At 72.9% G+C, this 23,588-nt stretch carries 20 protein-coding genes; 10 read left to right on the forward strand and 10 right to left on the reverse strand.

Annotation, left to right across the window (positions count from 1 at the left end):
- Nucleotides 1–188: 188 nt before the first annotated feature.
- Nucleotides 189–1,355: an ROK family transcriptional regulator gene (locus tag KIK05_RS36925; protein WP_214415509.1), complete on the reverse strand. Its 1,167-nt coding sequence runs from the start codon at nucleotides 1,353–1,355 to the stop codon at nucleotides 189–191.
- Nucleotides 1,356–1,488: 133 nt separating this feature from the next.
- Between KIK05_RS36925 and xylA the strand changes: the two genes are divergently transcribed.
- The 9 genes from xylA (at nucleotide 1,489) to KIK05_RS36970 (ending at nucleotide 12,877) form a co-directional block, all read left to right on the forward strand.
- Complete coding sequence (gene xylA / locus KIK05_RS36930) at nucleotides 1,489–2,640, forward strand: xylose isomerase (protein ID WP_214415510.1); 1,152 nt, start codon at nucleotides 1,489–1,491, stop codon at nucleotides 2,638–2,640.
- Complete coding sequence (gene xylB / locus KIK05_RS36935) at nucleotides 2,637–4,022, forward strand: xylulokinase (RefSeq protein ID WP_214415511.1); 1,386 nt, start codon at nucleotides 2,637–2,639, stop codon at nucleotides 4,020–4,022. The genes xylA and xylB overlap by 4 nt, the downstream gene beginning before the upstream one ends.
- A gap of 99 nt (nucleotides 4,023–4,121) precedes the next feature.
- The gene (locus KIK05_RS36940; RefSeq protein ID WP_214415512.1) at nucleotides 4,122–4,859 is read left to right on the forward strand and encodes a DUF998 domain-containing protein; all 738 of its coding nucleotides are present in this window, start codon (nucleotides 4,122–4,124) and stop codon (nucleotides 4,857–4,859) included.
- A gap of 132 nt (nucleotides 4,860–4,991) precedes the next feature.
- Nucleotides 4,992–7,229, forward strand: a complete 2,238-nt coding sequence (locus KIK05_RS36945; protein WP_214415513.1) for a sensor histidine kinase — start codon at nucleotides 4,992–4,994, stop codon at nucleotides 7,227–7,229.
- Between the two features lie 2 nt (nucleotides 7,230–7,231).
- Entirely contained in the window at nucleotides 7,232–7,618 is a 387-nt protein-coding gene (locus tag KIK05_RS36950; RefSeq protein ID WP_214415514.1) for a roadblock/LC7 domain-containing protein, read from the forward strand.
- The gene (locus tag KIK05_RS36955) at nucleotides 7,618–7,980 is read left to right on the forward strand and encodes a DUF742 domain-containing protein (RefSeq protein WP_214415515.1); all 363 of its coding nucleotides are present in this window, start codon (nucleotides 7,618–7,620) and stop codon (nucleotides 7,978–7,980) included. Before KIK05_RS36950 ends, KIK05_RS36955 begins: the two co-directional genes overlap by 1 nt.
- A 103-nt stretch (nucleotides 7,981–8,083) precedes the next feature.
- Nucleotides 8,084–9,964 (forward strand): S9 family peptidase, encoded by a 1,881-nt coding sequence (locus KIK05_RS36960; RefSeq protein ID WP_214415516.1) that lies wholly within the window; start codon nucleotides 8,084–8,086, stop codon nucleotides 9,962–9,964.
- A complete protein-coding gene (locus KIK05_RS36965; protein ID WP_308250266.1) occupies nucleotides 9,913–11,238 on the forward strand; it encodes a serine hydrolase in 1,326 nt (441 codons plus the stop codon). The genes KIK05_RS36960 and KIK05_RS36965 overlap by 52 nt, the downstream gene beginning before the upstream one ends.
- A gap of 52 nt (nucleotides 11,239–11,290) precedes the next feature.
- Entirely contained in the window at nucleotides 11,291–12,877 is a 1,587-nt protein-coding gene (locus KIK05_RS36970) for a PucR family transcriptional regulator (RefSeq protein WP_214415517.1), read from the forward strand.
- A gap of 8 nt (nucleotides 12,878–12,885) precedes the next feature.
- On the opposite strand, the gene menC is transcribed toward KIK05_RS36970, so the two are convergent.
- The 4 genes from menC to KIK05_RS36990 all read right to left on the reverse strand — a co-directional run bounded on the left by menC (nucleotide 12,886) and on the right by KIK05_RS36990 (nucleotide 17,013).
- Nucleotides 12,886–13,986: an o-succinylbenzoate synthase gene (menC, locus tag KIK05_RS36975; RefSeq protein WP_214415518.1), complete on the reverse strand. Its 1,101-nt coding sequence runs from the start codon at nucleotides 13,984–13,986 to the stop codon at nucleotides 12,886–12,888.
- Nucleotides 13,983–14,891 carry a GNAT family N-acetyltransferase gene (locus tag KIK05_RS36980; RefSeq protein ID WP_308250267.1) on the reverse strand — a complete coding sequence of 303 codons (909 nt, stop codon included), beginning with the start codon at nucleotides 14,889–14,891 and terminating at the stop codon, nucleotides 13,983–13,985. The genes menC and KIK05_RS36980 overlap by 4 nt, the downstream gene beginning before the upstream one ends.
- Nucleotides 14,888–16,015, reverse strand: coding sequence for a M20 family metallopeptidase (locus KIK05_RS36985; protein ID WP_214415519.1), 1,128 nt, complete (start codon nucleotides 16,013–16,015; stop codon nucleotides 14,888–14,890). Before KIK05_RS36985 ends, KIK05_RS36980 begins: the two co-directional genes overlap by 4 nt.
- 257 nt (nucleotides 16,016–16,272) lie before the next feature.
- Entirely contained in the window at nucleotides 16,273–17,013 is a 741-nt protein-coding gene (locus KIK05_RS36990; protein WP_214415520.1) for a metallophosphoesterase family protein, read from the reverse strand.
- Here KIK05_RS36990 and KIK05_RS49585 point away from each other — a divergent pair.
- Complete coding sequence (locus KIK05_RS49585) at nucleotides 17,012–17,278, forward strand: response regulator (RefSeq protein WP_372455643.1); 267 nt, start codon at nucleotides 17,012–17,014, stop codon at nucleotides 17,276–17,278. The genes KIK05_RS36990 and KIK05_RS49585 overlap by 2 nt on opposite strands.
- A 9-nt stretch (nucleotides 17,279–17,287) precedes the next feature.
- On the opposite strand, the gene KIK05_RS37000 is transcribed toward KIK05_RS49585, so the two are convergent.
- The 5 genes from KIK05_RS37000 to KIK05_RS37020 all read right to left on the reverse strand — a co-directional run bounded on the left by KIK05_RS37000 (nucleotide 17,288) and on the right by KIK05_RS37020 (nucleotide 23,554).
- On the reverse strand, nucleotides 17,288–19,465 hold the full coding sequence (locus KIK05_RS37000) for a M20/M25/M40 family metallo-hydrolase (RefSeq protein ID WP_214415521.1): 2,178 nt from the start codon (nucleotides 19,463–19,465) through the stop codon (nucleotides 17,288–17,290).
- Nucleotides 19,466–19,604: 139 nt separating this feature from the next.
- Nucleotides 19,605–20,180 carry a GTP-binding protein gene (locus KIK05_RS37005; RefSeq protein WP_214415522.1) on the reverse strand — a complete coding sequence of 192 codons (576 nt, stop codon included), beginning with the start codon at nucleotides 20,178–20,180 and terminating at the stop codon, nucleotides 19,605–19,607.
- On the reverse strand, nucleotides 20,161–20,487 hold the full coding sequence (locus tag KIK05_RS37010) for a DUF742 domain-containing protein (protein ID WP_308250268.1): 327 nt from the start codon (nucleotides 20,485–20,487) through the stop codon (nucleotides 20,161–20,163). The genes KIK05_RS37005 and KIK05_RS37010 overlap by 20 nt, the downstream gene beginning before the upstream one ends.
- Before the next feature lie 44 nt (nucleotides 20,488–20,531).
- Nucleotides 20,532–20,939: a roadblock/LC7 domain-containing protein gene (locus KIK05_RS37015; protein WP_214415524.1), complete on the reverse strand. Its 408-nt coding sequence runs from the start codon at nucleotides 20,937–20,939 to the stop codon at nucleotides 20,532–20,534.
- The gene (locus KIK05_RS37020) at nucleotides 20,936–23,554 is read right to left on the reverse strand and encodes a sensor histidine kinase (RefSeq protein WP_214415525.1); all 2,619 of its coding nucleotides are present in this window, start codon (nucleotides 23,552–23,554) and stop codon (nucleotides 20,936–20,938) included. Before KIK05_RS37020 ends, KIK05_RS37015 begins: the two co-directional genes overlap by 4 nt.
- Nucleotides 23,555–23,588 lie beyond the last annotated feature (34 nt).

Raw genomic sequence — 23,588 nt, forward strand, 5'->3', positions numbered from 1 at the left:
GGTGGAGAGGGGCAGGGCGGCGGAGAGAGGGCGCGGCGCCGAGTGGAGAGCGGCACGTCAGCGCGGAGGAGGCGGTGCGGGGTGGAGAGGGGCAGGGCGGCGGAGAGAGGGCGCGGCGCCCGAGTGGAGAGCGGCACGTCAGCGGGGAGGGGCGGCCGGGGTGCGGGGGGCCGGCATGAGGGATGGGGTCAGCGTTGGGGGGTGGGGAGGAAGGACATCGGGTCGGCTATGACGCGTTGGACGACCTGGCCGGCCGCGCCCAGGGTGGCGGCGTCGGCGCCCACGCGGGAGACGACCACAGCGGGGACGTGGGCGCGCATGTGGCCCAGCCTGGCGCGCAGTGCCTCCTCGGCCGGCCCGGACACCCAGGGGAACAGCGGAGCGAAGATGCCGCCGAGCACGATGGTGTCCGGGTCGAGCAGGTTGACCGCCGTGGTGAGGGCGATCCCGAGCGCCGCCCCGGCCCGCTCACAGGCCTCCTTCGCCGGACGGTCGCCGGACGAGAGCCGGACCAGCAGATCGCCGATCTCCGCGCCCGGGGGCAGCAGGGCGTCCTGCCCGGCGTACCGCTCCAGGCACCCCCTGCCGCCGCACCGGCACTCCGGTCCGTCAGGGGAGACGACGACGTGCCCGAGCTCGCCCGCGAAACCGTGGGCGCCGCGGAACAGTTCCCCGCCGACCACCAGCCCCGCGCCGATGCCGATCTCCCCGGACACGTGGAGGAAGTCGCCGAGCGACGTCCCCGACCCGAACCACAGCTCGCCCAGGGCGGCGAGGTTCGCCTCGTTGTCCACGACCACGGGGAGGGGCAGGTCGAGCATGTCGGCGACGGCGACCTGGCGCCAGCCGAGGTTGGGGGCGCTGTGGACGGTGCCGGTGGAGCGGTCGACGGGGCCCGGCAGGGCCAGCGCCGCACCCGCGACCGACAGCCCGAGCCCGGCGGCCTCGCCGAGCATGCCGTCGGCGAGTTCCCGCAGCCGTCCGATCACCTCATCCGGCGAGGACGAGCGGTTGTCCACAGGCTGTGTACGAACCAGGCGCACCGTCCGGGTGAGGTCGACGACGCGGGCCGCCAGGTAGTCGACGTTGATCTCCAGGCCGAGCGCGGCGACGCGGTGCCCGCTGAGGTGGACGGCGACGCCGGGGCGGCCGCGCTCGCCGTCCCGCACCGCGCCGGACTCCACCGCCATGCCCGCGTCGATCAGGTCGGCGACCAGCTTGGAGACCGTGGTCTTGGTCAGGCCGGTGTTCTCGGCGAGCGCGGCGCGCGTCAGCGGGCCGCGGCGGTCGAGTTCGCCGAGGACCACCGCGAGGTTGCCGGCGCGCATGGCGTCGTGCCGGACGGCCTGCGCCATCAGGGCGTCTCTCCGGTTTCGATCACCTGGCGGAACCTCTCTCGGTGAACTCGCCGACGCGTCCCTCTTGACCTGCGGCGAGTGGCGTCCGATATTTAGTCCACAACATAGACTAATTGGGGAGAGGGCAGCGGTGGACGCGTACGCACCCAAGAAGGAAGACAAGTTCACGTTCGGCCTGTGGACGGTCGGCTGGCAGGCGCGCGACCCCTTCGGCGACGCCAGCCGCGCGGCCCTCGACCCCGTGGAGTCGGTGCACCGCCTCGCCGAGCTGGGCGCCTACGGCGTGACATTCCATGACGACGACCTCCTCGCCACCGAGTCCGACCGCGACAAGGCCATCGCGAACTTCAAGAAGGCCCTCGGCGACACCGGCCTCGAGGTTCCCATGGCGACCACGAACCTGTTCACCCACCCGGTCTTCAAGGACGGCGCGTTCACCAGCAACGACCGCGACGTCCGCCGGTACGCCCTCCGCAAGGTCATGCGCAACCTCGACCTCGCGGCTGAGCTGGGCGCCACGACGTATGTCTGCTGGGGCGGGCGCGAAGGCGCCGAGTCCGACGCCGCCAAGGACGTCAGGGCCGCTCTCGACCGTTACAAGGAGGGCCTGGACCTGCTGTGCCAGTACGTGCTCGACAAGGGGTACGGCATCAGGTTCGCCCTGGAGCCCAAGCCCAACGAGCCGCGCGGCGACATCCTGCTCCCGACGATCGGCCACGCGCTCGCGCTGATCAACGAGCTGGAGCACCCCGAGATGGTCGGGCTCAACCCCGAGGTCGGCCACGAGCAGATGGCCGGGCTGAACTTCGTGCACGGCATCGCCCAGGCCCTGTGGCACGGCAAGCTTTTCCACATCGACCTCAACGGCCAGCACGGCCCGAAGTACGACCAGGACCTGGTCTTCGGGCACGGCGACCTGAAGAGCGCGTTCTTCCTGGTCGACCTGCTGGAGAACGGCGGCTACGAGGGGCCGCGCCACTTCGACTACAAGCCGCTGCGCACCGAGGACGCCGCCGACGTCTGGGACTCCGCCGCCGCCAACATGCGCACCTACCTCATCCTGAAGGCCAAGTCGGCCGCGTTCCGGGCCGACCCGGAGGTCCAGGAGGCGCTGCGCAACTCGCGGGTCACCGAGCTCGCCGAGCCCACCCTCGCCCCCGGCGAGACCTACGAGGACCTCGCCAAGGACGACTTCGACCTCGACAAGGCGGCCGAGCGCGGCTTCCACTTCACCCGGCTCAACCAGCTCGCGCTCGAGCACCTTCTCGGAGTGCGCGGATGACACTCGTCGCGGGAGTCGACTCCTCGACGCAGAGTTGCAAGGTCGTCGTCCGCGACGCGGAGACGGGGGCCCTGGTCCGCGAGGGCCGGGCCCCGCACCCGCCGGGCACCGAGGTCCACCCCGAGCACTGGTGGACCGCCCTGCAGCAGGCCGTCGACGCGGCCGGCGGCCTGTCCGACGTGGCGGCCGTGTCGGTGGCCGCGCAGCAGCACGGCATGGTCTGCCTGGACGACCAGGGCGAGGTCGTCCGGGAGGCGCTGCTGTGGAACGACACCCGTTCGGCCCGCGCGGCGGCCGACCTGGTCGCCGAGGCCGGCGGGCCGAAGGCCTGGGCGGAGGCGGTCGGCAGCGTGCCGGTGGCGTCCTTCACCGTCACCAAGCTGCGCTGGCTGGCCGAGCACGAGCCCGGGAACGCCGCCCGCACGGCGGCGGTCTGCCTCCCGCACGACTGGCTCACCTGGCGCCTGGCCGGATCCCCCGGGCTCGACGCCCTCACCACCGACCGGGGCGACGCCTCCGGCACGGGGTACTGGTCGCCCGCGACGGGCGACTACCGCCTCGACCTGCTCGGCCTCGCCCTGGGCCGTACCCCGGTGGTGCCCCGCGTGCTCGGGCCCACCGGGCAGGCGGGGGAGTCCGGCGGGCTGCGGCTCGCGCCGGGCACCGGGGACAACATGGCGGCGGCCCTCGGGGCCGGGATGCTCCCCGGTGACGTGGTGGTCTCCATCGGCACCTCCGGCACGGTCTTCGCCTGCGCCGACGCGCCCAGCGCCGACCCCTCGGGGACGGTGGCGGGCTTCGCCGACGCGACCGGGCGGTTCCTCCCCCTGGTGTGCACGCTCAACGCGGCCCGCGTGCTCGACGCGGCGGCGGCGATGCTGCGGGTGACGCCGCAGGAGCTGGACGAGCTGGCGCTGAAGGCCCCTCCGGGAGCCGACGGCCTCGTACTCGTGCCGTACCTGGAGGGGGAGCGCACCCCCAACCGTCCCGACGCCACGGGGTCGGTGCACGGTCTGCGGCTGTCCAACTCGACCCCGGCGCACCTCGCCCGGGCCGCCGTGGAGGGCATGCTGTGCGGCCTCGCCGACGGGCTCGACGCCCTCGGGCTGGAGCCCCGGCGGGTGCTGCTGATCGGCGGAGGCGCGAGGTCGGCGGCGGTACGGGCGATCGCGCCGTCGGTGTTCGGGCGTCCGGTCCTCGTCCCCCGGCCCGGCGAGTACGTCGCCGACGGGGCGGCCCGCCAGGCGGCGTGGCTGCTCGCCGGCACTCCCGAGCCCCCGGCGTGGCGGGCCGGCGAGACGGAGGTCTTCGAGGCGGACCCGGCGCCCCAGGTGCGCGCCCGGTACGCGGAGGTCACCGCGCCCTCGCACCGCGCGCCATAGGCACTGCCCCCTACCCTGACTCACCCCGAGATCGTCTCAGGGGTGGGTCAGGGGCGGCACCCGATGTTCCAAGCGATCGTTTCGGGTCAGTCTGTATGCATGCGGCACCTGAGAACGCTCTACCCCCTGGCCGCCGGGTCGGGTCTGCTGATCGCGTCGATCATGCTGGTGTCCGGCCCCGCCAGCGCCTCCCGTGACGTGCTCGACCTGACCATCGGCCAGGCCACCGCCCTCGACCAGGGCGGCGCGGGCGTCTTCGCGATGGCGCTGCTCGGGCTGTCCTGCGTGGCCCTGCTGGCGGGCATGCGGGCCGTGGGGGCGCCGCTCTCGGGCTGGCCCGAGCGCCTGACGGCGGCGGGGGCGGGGGCGCTGGCCTGCGCGGCCGTGTTCCCCGGCACGCCGTTCTCTGACATCGTCCTGGTGGCCGGCCTGATGAGCCTCGCCGGCGCGGTCGCGCTGATGGTGCGGCGGTTCGCGGGCGACGAGCGCTGGCGGGCGGTGGCCCGGCCGTTCGAATGGCTGGCCCTCGGCGCCGGGGGCGGGCTCGCGGTGCTGACGTACGTCGCGCTGCCGGGGCACCGCGTGATGATCGGGCTGGTCGAGTGGGCGCTCCTGGCGATCGAGATCGCCGCGCTCGCGCTCGCCACCGCCCACCTGACCCGCCTGGCGTGGAGTCTCCCGCCGGTCGAGGTGCTGCGCCACGCCGGGACCTACGTGCAGGCCCAGGCCCTGGAGATGATCACAGGCGGACGCCGCGCGGCGACGGCCATGACGGTGACCACGGAGAACGCCGCGAGTGGCGGACGGACCGCCACCGCGCTGCTGACCCGTCACTGACCGTAGAAGCACTCAATTCATGAAATATCACATCTGTATCAAGAAATATCAGCCTCTGTAGTGCTAGTCTCGTCGCCGATCTTCACCCTCGGCTGCCGGTCCTGACGGCAACCCGCCAACCGATGAGGTGCCATGGCAACGAGCAGATCCATCCGCTTCAAGATCTCCGCGCTGCTCGTGATCCCGCTCCTCTCGCTCGCAGCCCTGTGGATCTTCGTGGCGAGCCTCACGACCGGCGAATCGGTCAAGCTGCTCTCGGTCGACACCCTCTACCAGGAGATCGTCAAGCCGGCCGGGGAGCTGACGATCGCCCTGCAGAAAGAGCACCTCCTGTCGGCCGAGTACCTCAGCCGGCGCTCCGCGGTCACCCAGAGCGCGCTGGTCCAGCAGCGGCAGGAGACCGACAAGGCCAGGGAGCGCCTGCGGCAGGCGCTGACCGAAGAGGCGCAGGCGACGCTGGTCACCCCGGAGATGCGGGACAGGTTCGGGCACCTCATGGCGATGATCGGCCGCCTCGACCTCACCCGGGCGCTCGTCGACAACGGCAGGACGGACCTCGTCACGCTGACCCGCGACTTCTCGCAGACCCCCGACGCCGCCTACAAGCTCATCGCCAGCATGGCGTTCGTCGACGACGTCGCGGCCTACCGGCAGGCCCGCAGCCTCAACACGATGGCCTACGCCCACGACCTCCTCTCGCGGGAGCGGGCCCTGACGGCGGGCGCGCTGCTCGCCCGCCGCCGCATGTCGCCTCCGGAACGACGGCTGTTCGCCGAGCTCGCCGCCAACCGGCGGTTCCTGTTCGATCAGGGCGTGTCCGAACTGGAGCAGAGCGTCCGCGACCCGTTCGACAAGCTGGCCGACTCCCAGCAGTACATCCTGTTCACGGTGATGGAGGACAACGTCCTGGCGGGCCGGGAGCAGACCTTCACCCACGCCCTGTGGCGGTCGCAGGTCGACGAGATCGACGCCGCCTACCTGGTCACCCTCACCAAGGCCGGGGACGCGTTCGCCGCCTCCGCGCAACCCAAGGCGATCGCCACCTTCGTCCGGACCGGCCTCGCCGGGGTGCTCGGGCTGGCGGGCGTCATCGTCTCGCTGGTCGTGTCGCTCCGCGTCGGCCGCCGCCTGACCAGGGAACTCGGCGAGCTGCGGGACGCCGCCGCCGACCTCGCCGCCGTACGGCTGCCGCACGTCATCGAGCGGCTGCGCCGGGGCGAGGAGGTCGACGTCGACGCCGAGGCCCCGCCGCTCGCCCTCGCGGCCACCACCAGGGAGATCCGCGACGTCTCGGCGGCCTTCGGCAGCGTGCAGCGCACCGCCGTCGCCGCCGCGGTCGACCAGGCCGACCTCCGTGTCTCGGTCGGCAAGGCGTTCCGCGGCCTGGCCAGGCGCAGCCAGTCGCTGATCCAGCGCCAGCTCAAGCAACTCGAAGGCATGCAGCGGCGCGTGGAGGACCCCGAGACGCTGCGCGACCTGTTCAAGGTCGACCACCTCACCACCCGGATGCGCCGGCACGCCGAAGGCCTGGTCATCCTGTCGGGCGGGTCGCCGGGCCGTACGTTCCGGCAGGAGGTGCCCGTCATGGACGCCCTGCGCGCCGCGGTGGGCGAGGCCGAGGACTACACCCGGGTGCGCGTCCACCCCATGCCCCAGGCCGCCATCAGGGGGAACGTCGTCGCCGACGTCATCCACCTGTGCGCCGAGCTGGTGGAGAACGCCACCTCCTTCTCTCCGCCGAACACCGAGGTCTCGGTGCGCGGCGACCTCGTGGCCAGGGGTTTCGCGGTCGAGATCGAGGACCGCGGGCTCGGCATGACGCCGGAGGAGCGCGAGGCGCTGAACCGGAAGCTGTCGCGCCCGCCGGAGTTCGACCCCTCCGACACCGAACGCCTGGGTCTGTACGTCATCGGGCGGATCGCGGCGCGGCGCGGCATCAAGGTGGAGCTGCGTCCCTCGCCGTTCGGCGGGACGACAGCGATCGTGCTCCTCCCGGAAGACCTGATCAGGACGCCCGAGCGGGCGCCGGACGACCTCAGCGGCCTGGGGGAACCGGCTCCCCGGCCGCCCGCCCGGTTCGAACCGCTCGCGCAGGAGACCGCGACCGGCTCGCCCGGAAGCCAGCAGGCCGACGTTCCTCACCGCCGCCAGTCTGGCAGCGCGCCGCCGGCGGGCGAGGGCGGGCTGCCCCGGCGCGTACGGCAGGCCAACCTGGCCCCGCAGCTGAGACAGGAGCCCCCGAGCGCCCCGCAGGCGTCCGGGCCGCTCCCGGAACGGTCCCCCGAACAGTCCCGAGCGCTGCTGAACTCCCTCCAGTCGGGCTGGCGGCGCGGCCGGGCCGACAGTGAACGAGACGGCGAGGAGGTGTGACGATGTCCACGGAACTGAACTGGTTGCTCGACGACTTCGTGTCACGCGTGTCGGACGTCCGGCACGCGATCATCCTGTCCACCGACGGGTTGCGCGTCGCCGCCTCCGGCGGCCTGCTGAGAGAGGACGCCGAGCACCTGTCGGCGGTGGCGGCGGGCTTCCAGAGCCTCGCCAAAGGCGCCAGCCAGCGCTTCGGCGGCGGCGCCGTACGGCAGACCATCGTCGAGATGGAGCAGGCCCTGCTGTTCGTCACCTCCGCCGGCAACGGCAGCTGCCTCGCCGTGCTGAGCGTGATGAACGCCGACGCCGGTTTGATCGCCTACGAGATGGCCCGGCTGGTCGGCAGGGTGGGCCAGCACCTGACCACGCAGCCGAGAGGCGCCGTGTGATGGAGGAACCCGAGCTGATCGACGACGGGCCGGTGCTACGTCCGTACGCCTTGGCCCGCGGCAGGACCCCGCCGCCTGCGGCGTCGTTCGACATGCTCACGCTCGTCGTCGCCACCGGCACGCCGCCTCCCGACACGGCGGAACTGGGCCCCGAGCACCTGCGCCTGCTCGCGCTGGCGCGCCGGACGCGGCCGCTGGTCGAGGTGGCCTCCGACCTCGACCTGCCACTCGGCGTGATGCGCCTGCTCCTCAGCGACCTGCTCACCCACGGCCTGATCACCACCCGCCCCCCGGCCGCCGTCGCCAAGCGCCCCGAGGCGTCCCTGCTGCAGGAGGTCATCAAGGGGCTCCAGGCCCTCTGACCGCCTCCGGCGGGACGATCGTTGGACGGCCGGACGACGAGAGGGGCGCCGGTTCGTTCTGGAGGACGAAGAAGCGGCGGAAACAGGCGCCTAGCGTTCGTGCATGGCTCGCCTTTCTCCCAGCGATCTCTACCGTCTCGCGGTGCCGAGCGATCCCCGGCTCCGCCCGGACGGGAACGCCGTGGCGTACGTCCTCACCACCCCTGATCGAGAGACGGACGAGAACGTCTCGGAGATCTGGCTCGCCGCACCGGGCGGGGAGCCGCGCCGCCTGACGGCGGGGCCGCGCGACTCCTCCCCGCGCTGGTCCCCCGACGGGCGGTGGCTGGCCTTCCTGCGCCCGGTGGACGGCAGGCCGCAGATCCACCTGCTGCCGGCCGACGGAGGCGAGCCGTCCGTCCTCACCGCCGCGCCGCTCGGGGCGGGCACGCCGGTCTGGTCCCCGGCCGGGGACGCCATCGCCTACAGCGGCCCGAGCGGGACCGAGCCCGATCCGTACGCGCCCGTGGTGGCCGACCGCCTCAACTTCAAGGCCGACGGCGTGGGCCTGCGCCGCGGCCTGACCGCCCACCTGTTCGTCGTGACGGTGGCGACCGGGGCGATCCGGCAGGTCACCCGCGGCGACTTCGACGCCGGCGAGCCTTCATGGGCGGCGGACGGGCGGCGGCTCTTCTTCGCCGCCGACCTGGAACGCGACCGGGATCTGACCCCCGGCGGGGCGGTCCACGAGGTGGACGTGTCCGGCGGCGAGCCCGAGCGGCTCACGGGCGGCGACGTGATGTGCACCGGGGTCTGGTGCCTGGACGGCCGGCTGGTGCTCGCCGGGCACGTCGGCGGCCCCGTGGGCCACACCAGGCTGTTCGAAGCGGCGGCGGACGGCCTGACGGAGGTCGCGACGGACCTCGACCGCAACGTGATGACCGGCGCGCCCGGCTACCCGGGCGCCGCGCCCCAGATCCTCGGCGGCGACCTGATCTTCTGCGCCCGGGACGGCGGGTTCACCCACGTCTACCGCGCGCCGGGAGAGAAGATCATCGGCGGTGACCGGTCCGTCTCCGGGGTCAGCGTCGCCGCGGGCAGGATCGCCTACGTCGCCGCGACCCCGCACAGCGCGGGAGAGGTTCACATCCTCGACGCGGCGGACGGCGCCGCCCCCGTCCGTCTCACCCGCCACGCGCCCGACGGCATCGAGCTGTTCACGCCGGTCACCCGCACCTTCACCGCCCCCGACGGCACTCCCGTCGAGGGGTTCGTGCTGCGCGACGAGAGCCGTGCCACGCCGGGGCCGCTGCTGCTGGACGTACACGGCGGGCCGCACAACACCTGGGCGCCCGTCTTCGACGGCGCGCACCTGTACCACCAGGCGCTCGCCGCCCGGGGCTGGACCGTCCTCACGGTCAACCCGCGCGGCAGCGACGGGTACGGCGAGGACTTCTACACCGCCACCGTCGGCACCTGGGGCATCTCCGACACCGGCGACTTCCTGAGCGCCGTGGACGAGCTGGTCGCCGAGGGGGTCGCCGACCCCGACCGGCTCGCGGTGACCGGATACAGTTACGGCGGCTACATGACCTGCCGGCTGACGACGCTGACCGGCCGGTTCAGGGCCGCCGTCCCCGGCGGGTGCGTGAGCGACATCGCGAGCATGGTGGGCCCCTCCGACGCGGGCCTCCTCCTGAAGCTCCACGAATGCGCGGGCGACGTCGTACGGCAGTCGCCCATGACCTACGTGGACGGGGTCACCACCCCGACCCTCCTCCTGCACGGTGAGAGCGACGACACCTGCCCGGTCGGCCAGGCCGAGCAGTGGTTCGCCGCGTTGCGCGAGCGCGGAGTGCCGGTCAGGCTGGTCCGCTACCCCGGCGCTTCGCACCTGTTCATCCTCAACGGCCGCCCGTCGCACCGGGTGGACTACAACGAAAGGATCCTCCAGTGGCTGGAACAGTGGATCCCGGCAGATGGCACGCCCGCCTCGGCGAGCTGACCGCCCGGTACGAGGTTCCCGGCGCGGGCCTCGCCTTCCTGCACGAGGGGGAGGTGCACGAGTTCGCCGCGGGAGTGCTCAACGTCGCCACCGGCGTCGAGACGACCACCGACTCGCTCTTCCAGATCGGCTCGGTCACCAAGGTCTGGACCGCGACCCAGATCATGCTCCTGGTCGAGCAGGGCCGGCTGACGCTGGACACGCCGGTGGTGGAGGTCCTTCCCGAGTTCAAGGTCGCCGACCCGGAGGTGACCAAGACCGTCACCCTCAGGCACCTGCTCACGCACACCTCCGGCATCGACGGCGACCTGTTCCTCGACACCGGCCGCGGTGACGACTGCATCGAGAGGTACGTCGCCGCCTGCGCCGACCTCGCCCAGAACCACCCGCTCGGCGCCACCCAGTCGTACTGCAACTCCGGCTTCACCGTCGCCGGCCGCGTCATCGAGCGCCTCACCGGCAAGGTCTGGGACGCCGCGCTGCGCGAGCAGGTCATCGAGCCGCTGGGGCTCACCCACACCTGGACCCTTCCGGAGGACGTGCTGCGCTTCCGCGCGGCCATGGGACACATGGAGGGGGCGCCCGCGCCGGTCTGGGGTCTCATGCGCTCGGCGGGCCCGGCCGGGCTGATCTGCGCCCGCGCCGCCGACGTCGTCGCCTTCGGCCGCGCCCACCTGGGCACCGGGCTGCTCGCCGAGCCGCGGGCGATGTGGGAGCCGCAGGTCGACATCCCGAACCCGCACACGCTGGGCAAGCAGTGGGGCATCGGCTGGATCCTCGACGAATGGCAGGGCCACCGGGTGCTGTCCCACGGGGGCAACACCATCGGCCAGGCGGCCATGCTGTGGGTTATCCCCGACACCGGCACGGTGGCGTGCGTGCTGGCCAACGGCGGGCACACCGCCGCCTTCCAGCACGCCCTGGCGACCGAACTGTTCGGCGAGCTGCTCGGCCTGGAGGTGCCGCCCGTGCTCGGACCGCCGGCCGTGCCGTTCGAGACCGACGTCGAGCGGTACGCCGGGGTGTACGAGAGGGCGGGCGCGCGCATCACGCTGACCGTGCACGACGGCACGCTCCGGCTGCGCATGGAGGCCACCGGCGCCCTCGCCGGCATGCAGCCGCCGATGGAGTTCGACCTGGTCCCGGTGGACGACACCACCTTCGTCGGCCGCCCGGAGGGCCAGCCCGACTGGCTGTCGGCCGTCTTCTACCGGCTCGCCGACGGCACGCCGTACGTCCACCTCGGCGTGCGCGCCACACCGAAGGTCGCCTGATGAGCGAGGCGGCCCGTTGCGGGTGAGCGTCGCGGCGGGTGAGTATGGCGACATGACGGCACGTCCGCGCGCCAGCCTGCGGCGGATCCTGGAAGACCTGGGCAGCACCGTGCTGGACGTGGCCGCCTCGCCCGGCGAGCTGGACACCGAGGTCACCGGTGTGCAGATCTACGACCCGCTCGACGAGCTGCCGGTCATGGAGGGCGACATCCTGCTCGCCGTCGGCGTCGACTCGGTGGAGCGCATCCTCGCCCTGCTGGAGACGGCCGGCGGCGCGGCGGGCATCGTCGTCAAGCAGCCGGTGGCCGTCGACGAGCTCGTCCGGGCGAAGGTCCTGGAGACCGGCGTCGCACTGCTCGGCCTGACCCGCGCCGCCTCGTGGGCGCAGGTCGCCGCGCTGCTGCGTTCCCTGCTGGCCGAGGACGACCTCGCCGAACCCGGAGAGACCCCGTCCGACGGCCTGTTCTCGCTGGCCAACGCCGTGTGCGCCCTGCTGGACGCGCCCGTCACCATCGAGGACCGCTCCTCGCGGGTGCTGGCCTACTCCGAGCGGCAGGAGGAGGCCGACGCCGGCCGGGTGGAGACCGTCCTCGGCCGCCAGGTGCCCGAACGGTACCGGCGGATGCTGGTGGAGCGCGGCTGGCTGCGCCGCCTCTACCAGAGCCGGGAGCCGGTCTACATGGAGCTGGAGGGCGACAGCATCAACCGCGCGGCCGTGGCCGTCCGCTCCGGGGACGAGATCCTCGGCTCGATCTGGGCGGCCGTACGGGAGCCGCTGAGCGAGCAGCGGCAACGTGCCCTGGCCGACGCCGCGAAGGTCGTCGCGCTGCAGCTGCTCCGCCAGCGCGCCGGGTCGGACACCCGGCGGCGCCTCCACGCCGACCTGTTGTCGACGGTGCTGGAGGGCGGCAAGGAGGCCGTGGAGGCCGCCGGGCGGCTCGGCGTCGCCAGCGAACGCCTGTGCGTCCTGGCGGCCCAGCTCGTCGAGGAGCCGTACGTCGACGTCGCGCGGCGCGAGAGCGACAGGCAGCGGTTCTGCGACGCGCTGGCCCTGCACGTCGGCGCCATCCACCCCAAGGCGGCCGCCGCGCTGGTCGGCTCGGTGGCCTACGCCGTGCTGCCGCTGCACTCGGCCGAGGGGGACGAGGAGGCCCGGGCGGTCCGGATCGCCGAGAGCTTCCTCACCAGGGTCGGGCCGCGCCACCGGGCCAACATCGGGGTGGGACGCCTGGCGGCGGACCTGACCGATGTGGCCAGATCACGGACCGACGCCGACCGGGCGCTGCGGGTGCTGCGCGCGCGGGGAAGCGCGGGTGAGGCCGCCGGGTACACGGCCGTGCACTTCGAGGCGTTGCTCCTGCAGCTGTCGGACCTGGCCAAGGCCGAGGAGCAGGCCCCGACCGGGCCGTACGAGCGGCTCCTGGCCCACGACGCCGAGCACGACAGCCACCTGGTGGACACGTTGCGGGCGTACCTGGACGCGTTCGGGGACGTCAAGGCCGCCTCGGCCCGCATCCACGTGCACACCAACACCTTCCGCTACCGGTTGAAGCGGCTCACCGAGATCAGCGGCCTCGACCTGGACGACCCGGAGGCGCGGCTGGCCGTGATGCTCCAGATGCGGATCTTCGGGTCGTAGCGGGACGGCTAGAGGGTGATCCATTCGGTGTCGGTGGTGACCTCGTCCAGCAGGGCGGGGATCGGCTCGACGCCGATGCCGGGGCCGGTGGGCACGGTCAGGTGGCCGTCCTCGAGCTCGAACGGCGGGGTGATGTCGGTGGTGTAGTAGCGGCGGGAGCCGGAGGTGTCACCGGGCAGGGTGAAGCCCGGCAGGGCGGCCAGGGCGACGTTCGCGGCCCGTCCGATGCCGGTCTCCAGCATGCCGCCGCACCAGACGGCCACGCCGTGGGCCCGGCACACGTCGTGGATGCGGCGGGCCTCAAGGTAGCCGCCCACCCGGCCGGGCTTGATGTTGACCACCGAGCAGGCGCCCAGGGAGATGGCGGCCGCGGCGTGCTCGGCGGACTCGATCGACTCGTCCAGGCAGATCGGGGTGGCGATCTTCCTGGCCAGCCGGGCGTGCTGGACGAGGTCGTCGTCGGCGAGCGGCTGCTCGATGAGCAGCAGGCCGAACTCGTCGAGCCGGGCGAGGTGGGAGGCGTCGGTGAGGGTGTATGCGGCGTTGGCGTCCACCTGAAGCGGCACGCCGTCGCCGAACCGCTCGCGCACCGCGCGCACCGGCTCGACGTCCCAGCCGGGCTGGATCTTGAGTTTGATGCGGACGTAGCCTTCGTCGAGGTATCCGGCGACGGCGTCGAGGAGCTCGGGGATCGAGTCCATGATGCCCACCGACACCCCGGCGGCCACGCGGTCGGCCGTCGCGCCGAGGAAGGACGCCAGCGACTGGCCGGTGCCGCGCAGCCAGGCGTCCAGCACCGCCGTCTCCAGGGCGGCCTTGGCCATGCGGTGGCCCTTGAACGGGTGCAGGGCCCGGCCGACGGCGTAGGCGTCGGCCTGCGCGGGCAGGGCGGGGATCAGGAAGCGCCGCAGCACGTCCGCGGCCGCGTCGACGTACTCGGAGGAGTAGAGCGGGGCGGACATGGCCACGCACTCGCCCCATCCCTCGGTGTCGGGTGTGACGACCCGCAGCAGGAGCACGTCGCGTCGCGTCTCGGTCCCGAAGGAGGTGCGGAACGGGGCGACCAGCGGCATGGCGATCCGCCGCAGCTCGATTCCAGTGATCTTCATGGTGGTGTGCGGCGTGCGCCGCCTCTCCCTTCGATGCCTCGCCGCCCAGGCGGCGTCTTCCAGGATGCCGGGTGGCTCAGCCCGCGGCGTACGGGCCACGCGGGGGGTTCCGGCCCTTCCGGCAGGCTGGGGCCGCGTTCGACCACGTAACAGGATTTGTCGTGGAATCCGGTGACGCGGGCTCCTTCGGCCAGGAGGCCACCGAGCACCTCGCGCACGGCCAGACGCCACGCCCTGGCCGCGGCCGGGTCCTTCAGCCGCAGGGTCTCGATGTCCTCGGGCACGGCGACCAGCACGGTGGCGGCGTCCGTTCGTCCCGTCACCGGCCCGCCCCCGGCGTCCGCCACGCCCACCACGGCCCCCTCGGGGACCTCCACGCGGCGCGGCCGGCCCCGTACGGCGTCCAGCACCGCCGGATCCGAAAGCCGCCACACGGCCAGCATCCGGTCCGACTCGTCGCCGGCGTTGATCGCGTCGTCCATCGGACCGTAGAAGGACGGCAGGTACTCCTCCGGCCGGGCCCCGAGCTTGACCAGGTTGAAGTGGGCGTTACGCCGCACGAGCGGGTCGTAGGTCCACGTGATCGTCGAAAGGCCCCGGGCCAGCGCCCACGACCGCTGGTGCAGCTTCAGCGCCAGGCCGACCCCCTGCCCGGCCGTGGTCCCGGTGACGTGGGAGTGCATCGCCTGCCCCGGGGGAGCCGCCAGGAAGCCGGCGGACGCGCCCACCAGCCGGTCGCCCCGGTAGGCCCCGGCCACGTAGTTGCCCGAGTGCGACAGCGCCCGCATCAACTCGACGGTCAGCGGGGCGGCTCCCGGCTGGGGCCGCCAGATGGCGTCGAACAACCGGAAGACCTCCTCGAACTCCTCGATGGTGTGGAGCTCGCGCACCACCACGTCGTTCACCGGCCCACCGCCTGGATCAGGCCCGCGAGCAGGGCCGCTCGGCTGGGCATCTCGGCCACGACCACGTGCTCGTCCTCGGCGTGCGCGCCGCCGCCCACCGCGCCGAGCCCGTCGAGGGTGGGGCAGCCGACACCGGCGGTGAAGTTGCCGTCGGACGCGCCGCCCACGCCCACGCCCCGGAGAGGCGGGAGCCCGAGGCCGGTGGCGACCCGCTGGGCGAGGGCGAACAGCTCCGCCGACGAGGAGCCCTCCAGGGGAGGGCGGTTCGGGCCGCCCTGGACCTCCAGCCGCGTTCCGGCCGTGCGGGGAGCCAGCGCCCGTATCAGCTCGTCCACGCGCGCCTGCGCGGCGAGAGTGGGCACCCGGACGTCCACCGCGACGCGGGCCAGCGCGGGCACGGTGTTGACCGTCGTCCCCGCGGAGAGCACGGTCGGCGTGACCGTCGTCTCCCGCGCCGTTCCGGCGGCCTCCCCGGGGGTGTGGGCGGCGCCGTTCACGCGGCCGGCGATGCCGGCGACGGTGAGGATCTGGTGGGCGAGCTCGACAGCGGCGTTCGCGCCCTTGCCGGGGTCGAGGCCGGCGTGGGCGGCGCGGCCGTGCACCACGAGCTCGTACGTCGAGGTGCCCTTGCGCGCGGTCTTCAGCGCGCCCCCGTCGGCGCTCGCCTCGAGGACGAACGCCGCCGCGCAGCCGCGTGCGGCCTCCTCGATCAGGGGGCGGGAGGAGGGCGATCCGACCTCTTCGTCCCCGGTGACCAGCACGCACACCCCGTCCAAGGACGGCAGCGTGGCCAGCGCGTGGAACATCTGGACCAGCCCCGCCTTCATGTCGAACACGCCCGGCCCCGTCGCGACGCCGTCGGTGACCGACCAGGGACGCGTCCGGAGGGAGCCGATCGGCCACACCGTGTCGTGGTGACCCACCAGCAGCACACGCGGCGCGCCGAAGCTCCAGCGCAGGTGCGTGACCCCGTCGATCACGATCGTCTCGGGGGGAGCCCCGAGCCTCGCGCGTCCCTGCGCGGCGACCACCTTCGCGCTGCGCGCCACCGCCTGGTGGTCGGCGGAGAACGACTCGCACGACACCAGTTCGCCCAGGTCGTCCAGCATGGTGGCGAGATTCACCGGAGCGCCCCGAACCCGGCACGGGACGGCCTCCGGCCGCCGGACGTCTTCATGGTCTCACCGTGGCCGGCCCGGCCGTCGCGGGCACCCGCGACGACGGCCTGGCGGTGTGGCTCACCGGACAAGGTCGACCCTCCGATCTGTGCTTACCGCGACCGTACGTCAGGCCGGGCGCGGCGCAATTCGTACCACGCTCCGAAGACCCGCGCCTTCCTTCGTCCGTTCGTCCAAGATCACGTGGGGGCCGGTGGCCGGGCTCAGCGTCCTTCGAGCTCGGCGAAGACCTTCAGCGCCTCGGTGTCGGAGTAGGTGACGGTCACGTACTCGGCCACCCACTGCTCGATCTCGCCGAAGCCGCTGCCCGCGATCAGCCGCTCGGCCGCGGCCGCCGCGTCGTACGGCGTGCGGCGCAGGGTCACGGCGCCCGTGGCGGCGTCGAGCAGCGCCCAGTGGGCGCCCGTCGTGCCGTACTGCATGCCGACCGCCCCCGGGTTGACCACGAGCCTGCGGTCCACGAGCCGGACGAACGGCATGTGCGTGTTGCCCAGCACCACGGTGTCGGCGGTGACGCCGTCGAGCACCTCGGCCCACCGGTCGAGCGTGCTGTCGACGAGGATCATCTCGTCGTCCCTGCGCGGCGTGGCGTGCACGAAGAGCGTGGTGCCGAGCCGGCCGAGGTCGAGCACCTGCCGGGCGGGAAGGGCGGCGAGCAGCGCCACCTGGTCGGCACGGAGCTGCTTGCCGGCCCACTCGGAGATGGCGTACTGACACGGCTTGCCCTCGGCCACCTCGACGAGCTCGCGGTCGCCGTTGCCGTTCACCCACAGCGCCCGGTCACCCAGCGAGACCAGCAGATCGAGCGTCTCGACCGGCTGCGGCCCCGCCGCGATGTCACCGGTGAGCACGACCAGATCGGCCGCGGCCACATCGGGCTCCGCGAGAACGGCTTCGAGGGCGGGGAGCACCCCATGGACGTCGGAGAGTACGGCTACGCGCATGCTCCCCACTCTGCCCGCGACCGGCCGTCACCGGCACGGACGTTCGCGCACCGCGATCAGCGGCCCGCGGCGCCCGGCCGGTGGACGGCGGGGTCAGGCCGGCCGGGGGGGCTTCCGGGTCCGGGTCGTCATCCTCACGACCTTCGACGATGACGAGAACGTCTACGGCTCGCTTCGCGCCGGCGCGAGCGGCTTCATCGTCAAGGACATGGCGCTGGAGGACATCCTCGCCTACGAGACGGGCCTGGTGTCACCGTCTCGATAGCGCGCGCCCTCACAGCAGGCGGTCGCTGAAGGCGGTGGTCTGGGGGCTCATGTATGCCGTGGCCGGTTCGGGGGCGAAGCCGGGGACGAGCGACAGGTCGCGGCCGTGGGTGAAAGCCCGGACCCGCGTCTGGCCGGGTGGCAGCAGCATCGTCACCTCGACGGCTCCCGGCGGCGCGTGGTACTCGAACCCCTTCCGCTCGCCGAGCCGCCTGCCGTCCACGGTCATGGGAACGGGCCGCGCGAGACTCAGGCCGATGACCGGAGCCCCACCGTCCGGCGGCGTCAGCCGCAGGGTCACCGTGCGCCCGGTGCCGGGCATCTGCCGCCCGGAGGAGCGGACGACCACGACGGGGGGACGCAGGACGGCCGCCGGACGCGCGGGCCGGGTGGTCCAGCCGTCCTCGCCGAAGAACCTCCTGCTACTCGCGCTCGCCTGCCCCGAACGCGTCCCCCAGACGGCCTCACCGGTGTCCGCGTCCATCGCGTAGGCGAGATGCGCCTGCCGGGGATGCCCGGCGTCGAAACGGTCGACGACCGTCCCGGCCCCGAGCAGCGCCACCGCCACCGCCGCCGCCGTCACGGGCGGCAGGAGGGTGACCACGGGACGACGACGAGCCGGCGGCGGGGCGGCCACGTCGGCCGGCGCGAGCAGGAGCAGCAGGAGAAGGGCGAAGTGCGGGGCGGACAGCGTGCCGCCGACGCCCAGCCCCACGTCCAGCGAGCTCAGCGCGGTGCCGCCGAGCAGCACGGTGGCGGGGGCCAGACCCAGGGTGAGCGCCGTGACCTTCCATCGCACCCGCAGCGCGACCAGCCGGCCGAGCGCCGCGAAGAACGCCGGCCAGGCGAGCGTGTGCGACCCGCCCGGGAGCAGCACCGCGGAGGCCACGCCGAGCAGGGCGACGAGCACCACGGCGCCGGCGGCGAGCTCGGCGGGGCGCCGGATCATCCGCCACGCCAGCACGATCGCGGCCACGAAGACCAGCAGGGCGGCCTGGTAGAGCCAGGGCCGGTAGGGGTCTCCGGTGTACATGTCGCCGTACGCGGGGTTGATGAGCCCGAGCAGCGGCATCACCGCGTACCCGGCACCCGCCGCGGCCACCACGGGCACGACGGCCAGTCCGGTCGCCGCCACGAGACGCGGCAGGGTGACGAGCGAGCGCCTGCGGAGCGCCCACACCAGCGCCGCGGCGAGCGCCGCCGAGGCAAGGGCGATCGGTGGCTCCAGCCAGGCCGGATACCGCACCAGCAGCCCCGGCACCGTGAAGTGGACCGACCGGCGCGCCGACTTCAGCGCCGGGAGGTCGGCGGCGCCCAGGGCACGGGTCAGGGCCAGCGTGTTGTCACCCATCTGCTGCAGGCTGCCCAGGTCGAGGTGGGCCGGGTCGTCCAGCGGGGAATGGTAGTAGGCGCCTCCGCCGACGAAGGCCGAATCGAGGCCCAGCCACCCCGCCCGTTCGAACACGTGGAAGTCGGTGTTGTTCGGCAGCAGGTCCATGAGCGAGGCGAAGGCGGAATCGGCCGACGGGTGCGGCACGACCCGGCCGTACACCTCGATCAGCCCGGGGGAGCCGCGGAACGTCTGGACGACCCCGCGGTTCCCCCGGGCCTCGTTGTTGAGCACCACGACCGTGCCCTTGGCCAGGGGGTGGTCCCGGACGAACGCCTCGGCGCCGAGCAGGCCGCGCTCCTCGCCGTCGGTGATGAGGAGGACGAGATCGTTCCTGAGCGGCGCCGGCAGCGCTCTGGCCACCTCCAGCATGGTCGCCACGCCCGCCCCGTCGTCGGCGGCGCCCGGGCCGGCGTCCACGGAGTCGTAGTGCGCCGTCAGGACCACCCGGCCGGTGGGCGCGGTGCCGCGGCGGACGGCGACGATGTTGCGCACCCTGGCCACCGGGGTGACACCGTCGTAGGCGATCGGAAGCACCCCGACGCCTTCCTGAACGGTCACGTCGAAACCGGACGCACGCAGCCGTGCCACCAGGTGGTCGCGCACGCGCTCATGCTCGGCCGAGCCCATCGGATGCGGAGCGCGGGCGATCGCCTTGACGTCTTCGTGGGCCCGTACGGCGCTGAAGGAGCCGGCCGGGGTGTCGGCGGGACGCGGGGAGGGCGGCGCGAGGTCGAGCATCGTGATCGCGAGCAGGGCCGCGAGCGCCACCATCCCCACAAGAGCGGTGCGGGGCATGCCTCAAAGCTAGGCCGGACGCTCGCGCCGGAGATCGCGCCGCATGACGATTCACCCGTACATCGAAAGAGGTAGGCCGTACTCCGTCCACGCGCGGGCCGCGCGCCGGCACCGCCTCCGCCGGCCGGGGCGCGGGTCGTCAGCCGGCGGCGGGGGTGAGGGTGCGGAGGGCGTGTTCGACCAGGGTGACCAGGACGACCTTCGCCGAGGCGCGGCGGCGGACGTCGCAGAGCAGCACCGGGATGTTCGGATCCAGGTCGAGGGCGATGCGCACGTCCTCGGGTTCGTGCCTCTCGGCTCCGTCGAAGCAGTTGACCGCGACGATGAACGGCGTCCCGCGCTGCTCGAAGTAGTCGATGGAGGGGAAGCAGTCGGTCAGCCGCCGCGTGTCGGCGAGGACGACCGCGCCGAGGGCGCCGTACGACAGCTCGTCCCACATGAACCAGAACCGCTCCTGGCCGGGCGTGCCGAACAGGTAGACCACCAGGCCCTCGCGGATCGTGATGCGGCCGAAGTCCATGGCGACCGTGGTGGTCGTCTTCGCCTCCACGCCGTCGGTGTCGTCGACGCCGATGCCGCGGTCGGAGAGCACCTCTTCGGTCCGAAGGGGACGGATCTCGCTGATCGCGCCGACCAGGGTGGTCTTCCCGACGCCGAAGCCGCCCGCCACCAGGATCTTGAGGGCGACGGGCTCCTCAGAGGGCTCGTAGGCCATTGATCACTTCCTTGAGAATGCGCTCGTTCGGGCGCGGTCCCGTGTGGGCGGGAGGTCGTACGCGGATCATGCCCTGGTCCTGGAGATCGCCGAGGAGAACGCGGACCACGCCGAGCGGCAGGTCGATCTCGGAGGCGATGTCCACGACCGACATCGACCGTTCGGTCAGCTCGAGGATGCGTTGTTCCTCGGGGCCGAGACCGGCTTCGCCAGTGTACGGAGACCTCGTCGCCGTGACCATAGCGATCAGGTCCAGATTGTCACCGGATGACCGAGTGCGGCCACGGATGAGGGCGTAGGGCCGCACGATCGGCCCGGCCTCCTCGTCCAGCCACTGTTCCCCGCGGGCCGTCATGGCATCGCCCGTCGCGGGTTGGTCGAGATGTGCTGGCCGACCCGCTTGACCAGCATCGCCATCTCGTAGGCGATGTGGCCCACGTCGGCGTCCGAGCTGCTCAGCACCGCCAGGCACGTGCCGGTGCCCGCGGCGGTCACGAAGAGGAACGCCGACTCCATCTCGACGATGGTCTGCCGCACCTCCCCGCCGCCGAAGTGGCGCCCGGCGCCGCGGGCGAGGCTCTGGAAGCCGGAGGAGACGGCCGCCAGGTGCTCGGCGTCCTCTCTGCTGATCGCCTTGGAGGCTCCGACGACGAGGCCGTCGGTGGAGAGGATGACTGCCTGGCGCACGGCGGCGACCCTGCTGATGAGATCGTCGAGGAGCCAGTTCAGTTCGCCGTTCGACGAAGCCTTGCCGGTCATTCGTCACCCTTCTCGCCAGTCGTCTGGTGTACGTAACCTCCACTATGGTCGCGCAGGTCGCGCTTTTGGTCACGTTCACCGGATTGCGTGGTGGCTCGTTCGCCGGTCGCGGAATGCCTTCCGGGCAAGGGGTTTTCGACATCCCCCCTGCTCGCGGGCCCCTTCAGCTGATCTTCGCCCTTCTCGGCCGCGTCCGGACCCTCGAGCCCGGCTTCGAGACGGCCCCGCCGTCCGCCTTGCTGGAAGGCGGAGAACATCGCCCGCGCCTCGTCCGGGGAGCGCTCCGCCGGTCCGGACGCCACGGGAGCGCCGGAGGGCGGGGTCGGCGCGGCGTACGGCCCGGTGCTCTCGCGCAGCTGCGGGGCCATGTTGGCCTGCCGGACGCGCCGCGGCAGGCCGCGGTGGGTGCCGCTGGACACCGAGCCGCGCTGCGGCGGGGTGGGGGAGGGCCGGTCTTCGGTCTCGTCCGGCGCCGGCGCGGCCTGAGGCTCGGGGGCGGTGTCCGGGGAGGGGACGTGGAACGGCCCGGTGTCGGCCAGGTTCGGCACGATGGTGAGCGCCGGCCCGTCGGAGGACCGCTGGGCGGGAGGCGCGAAGAATGGCGGCTCGGCCTCCGGTTCGGCGGTGGTGCCGAGGGATTGCTGGGGCCGCGGACCCGCCAGGGGGTCCCGGGCGTGCTGCGGGCCGCCGTCGGCGAGGGAACCGGGGACGGGCGGGGCGGAGCCGGGGTCGACCACCAGCTCCTTCGGCATGAGCACGATGGCCGTCGTCCCGCCGTACGGGGACGAGCGCAGCACCACGCTGACGTCGTGGCGGGCGGCGAGCTGGCCGACGACGAACAGGCCGAGCCTGTCGCTGTCGGCGAGGTCGAACTCCGGCGGGTCGGCCAGCCGCGCGTTGATCTCGTCGTACTCCTCGGGGGTCAGCCCGAGGCCGCGGTCCTCGATCTCGACGGCGAAGCCGTTGGCCACCATGTCGCCGCGCACCTGCACCGTCGTCTGCGGCGGGGAGAAGATGGTCGCGTTCTCGATCAGCTCGGCGATCAGGTGGATGAGGTCGGCCACCACCGTGCCGCTCAGGTGGGCGTTCGGAAGCGGCAGCACCCGGACTCTGGTGTAGTCCTCCACCTCGGCGACGGCGGCGCGGACGACGTCGAGGACGGGCACCGGCTTGCGCCAGGCGCGGCCGGGGGCGGCGCCGGAGAGGATGATCAGGCTCTCCGCGTGGCGGCGCATGCGCGTGGTGAGGTGGTCGAGGTGGAAGAGGTCGTCGAGGGCCTCGGGCTCGGTCGCGCGGCGCTGCATCGCGTCGAGCAGGGTGAGCTGGCGGTGCAGCAGCCCCTGCTTGCGGCGGGCGAGGTTGAGGAACACCTGGCTGACGCCCTTGCGCAGGTTGGCCTGCCCGACGGCCGCCTCGACGGCGGTGCGCTGCACGGAGCCGAAGGCGTGCGCGACGTCCGCCGTCTCGCTGGAGTTGCCCTCGGGGATCTGCGGGGCCTCGGTGTCGACGTCGACCTCGTCGCCCCTGCGCAGCCGCTCGACGACGCGCGGCAGCCGTACGTCGGCCAGCTCGCGGGCGGAGTTGCGCAGGTCGGCGAGTTCGCGGACGAGGCGGCGGCCGAAGCGCACCGAGATGATGATCGAGGCGGCCACCGCGACGAGGCCGAGGCCTCCGGCGAGCGCGATGCGCAGCAGGATGCCCATCGCCACGCCCTTGGTGCGCTCGGCGAGCTTGTCGGACGCCTTGCTGTTGACCTGGTCGAGGGCCGCGGAGAGGCTGTCGGTGACCGGCCGCCACCTGTCGACGGAGTCGGGCAGCGGTCCGGCGAGCCGCGCCTCCCTGATGAGGGCCTGCTCCATCTCGGTGAAGCGCTTGTAGTTCGCGGAGGCGAACACCTCTTCGTACGGCCGGCGCAGCTCGTCGTCGAGCGTCGACATGCTCTTGGCGTACAGGAAGCGCCGGTCGGCGATCCATTCGGCAAGGGCGGCGTACTCGTCGTCGGAGAGGCTGCCGGAGCTGATGGCGCCGTTGACCAGGGCGTTCTCGCGGGCGATGGTCTCGCGTGCGTGGCCCATGCCCTGCATCGCGCCGGCCTGCCCGTAGATGGACAGGTCGGGGACCGAGGTGATGCGGTCGTACAGGCGGAACAGCGAGTCCATGATCCGGTTGTAGGCCTGGATGGTCGCCAGGCGGCCCGCCTGCCTGGTGTCGACGCTCGCCCGGATGCTCTGCAGGTGCTCCAGGTCGTTGAGCAGCGCGGTCAGCGCCGTCTTCATCGCCGGGGTGAGCGCTCCCTGGAGGCCGTCGGAGGTGGCGGCGGCTTCGAACTTGGCGAGGGACACGTCGGTGGTGTGCCGCTGGGTGGCGAGGCGGCTCTGGTCGGCGGACCGGACACTCAGGACGGCGGCGGACAGAGAGCGCTCGGCCTGGACCTGAAGCCCGAGATCAGTTGAAGTTACGCCGACGCTCTGATAGATCGTGTTCGACCTCAACAGCGATACGCCGTCGCCGACCGTCAGATTGAGGACGAATCCCCACAGGGCGCTGAGCGAGAGCAGGGGCAGGAGCAACAACGAGAAGATCTTGAAACGGATCGACCGCTTTCGAGAACTCATGGTCACTCCTGCATCGCTCGGAGGCTCTTGCCGC

Source organism: Sphaerisporangium fuscum (assembly GCF_018531465.1).
In the GTDB taxonomy this organism is placed as follows: Bacteria; Actinomycetota; Actinomycetes; order Streptosporangiales; family Streptosporangiaceae; genus Sphaerisporangium; species Sphaerisporangium fuscum.

Excerpts from the sequence above, each read along its gene's own strand:
- KIK05_RS36950 (WP_214415514.1), top strand. The coding sequence starts at position 7,232 with ATGTCCACGGAACTGAACTGGTTGCTCGACGACTTCGTGTCACGCGTG.
- xylB (WP_214415511.1), top strand. The coding sequence starts at position 2,637 with ATGACACTCGTCGCGGGAGTCGACTCCTCGACGCAGAGTTGCAAGGTC.
- KIK05_RS37015 (WP_214415524.1), bottom strand. The coding sequence starts at position 20,939 with ATGACCGGCAAGGCTTCGTCGAACGGCGAACTGAACTGGCTCCTCGAC.
- menC (WP_214415518.1), bottom strand. The coding sequence starts at position 13,986 with ATGAAGATCACTGGAATCGAGCTGCGGCGGATCGCCATGCCGCTGGTC.
- KIK05_RS36970 (WP_214415517.1), top strand. The coding sequence starts at position 11,291 with ATGACGGCACGTCCGCGCGCCAGCCTGCGGCGGATCCTGGAAGACCTG.
- KIK05_RS36990 (WP_214415520.1), bottom strand. The coding sequence starts at position 17,013 with ATGCGCGTAGCCGTACTCTCCGACGTCCATGGGGTGCTCCCCGCCCTC.
- KIK05_RS36960 (WP_214415516.1), top strand. The coding sequence starts at position 8,084 with ATGGCTCGCCTTTCTCCCAGCGATCTCTACCGTCTCGCGGTGCCGAGC.
- KIK05_RS36925 (WP_214415509.1), bottom strand. The coding sequence starts at position 1,355 with ATGGCGCAGGCCGTCCGGCACGACGCCATGCGCGCCGGCAACCTCGCG.
- KIK05_RS36945 (WP_214415513.1), top strand. The coding sequence starts at position 4,992 with ATGGCAACGAGCAGATCCATCCGCTTCAAGATCTCCGCGCTGCTCGTG.
- KIK05_RS36940 (WP_214415512.1), top strand. The coding sequence starts at position 4,122 with ATGCGGCACCTGAGAACGCTCTACCCCCTGGCCGCCGGGTCGGGTCTG.
- KIK05_RS36955 (WP_214415515.1), top strand. The coding sequence starts at position 7,618 with ATGGAGGAACCCGAGCTGATCGACGACGGGCCGGTGCTACGTCCGTAC.
- KIK05_RS37005 (WP_214415522.1), bottom strand. The coding sequence starts at position 20,180 with ATGGCCTACGAGCCCTCTGAGGAGCCCGTCGCCCTCAAGATCCTGGTG.
- KIK05_RS37000 (WP_214415521.1), bottom strand. The coding sequence starts at position 19,465 with ATGCCCCGCACCGCTCTTGTGGGGATGGTGGCGCTCGCGGCCCTGCTC.
- KIK05_RS37020 (WP_214415525.1), bottom strand. The coding sequence starts at position 23,554 with ATGAGTTCTCGAAAGCGGTCGATCCGTTTCAAGATCTTCTCGTTGTTG.
- KIK05_RS49585 (WP_372455643.1), top strand. The coding sequence starts at position 17,012 with ATGCTCCCCACTCTGCCCGCGACCGGCCGTCACCGGCACGGACGTTCG.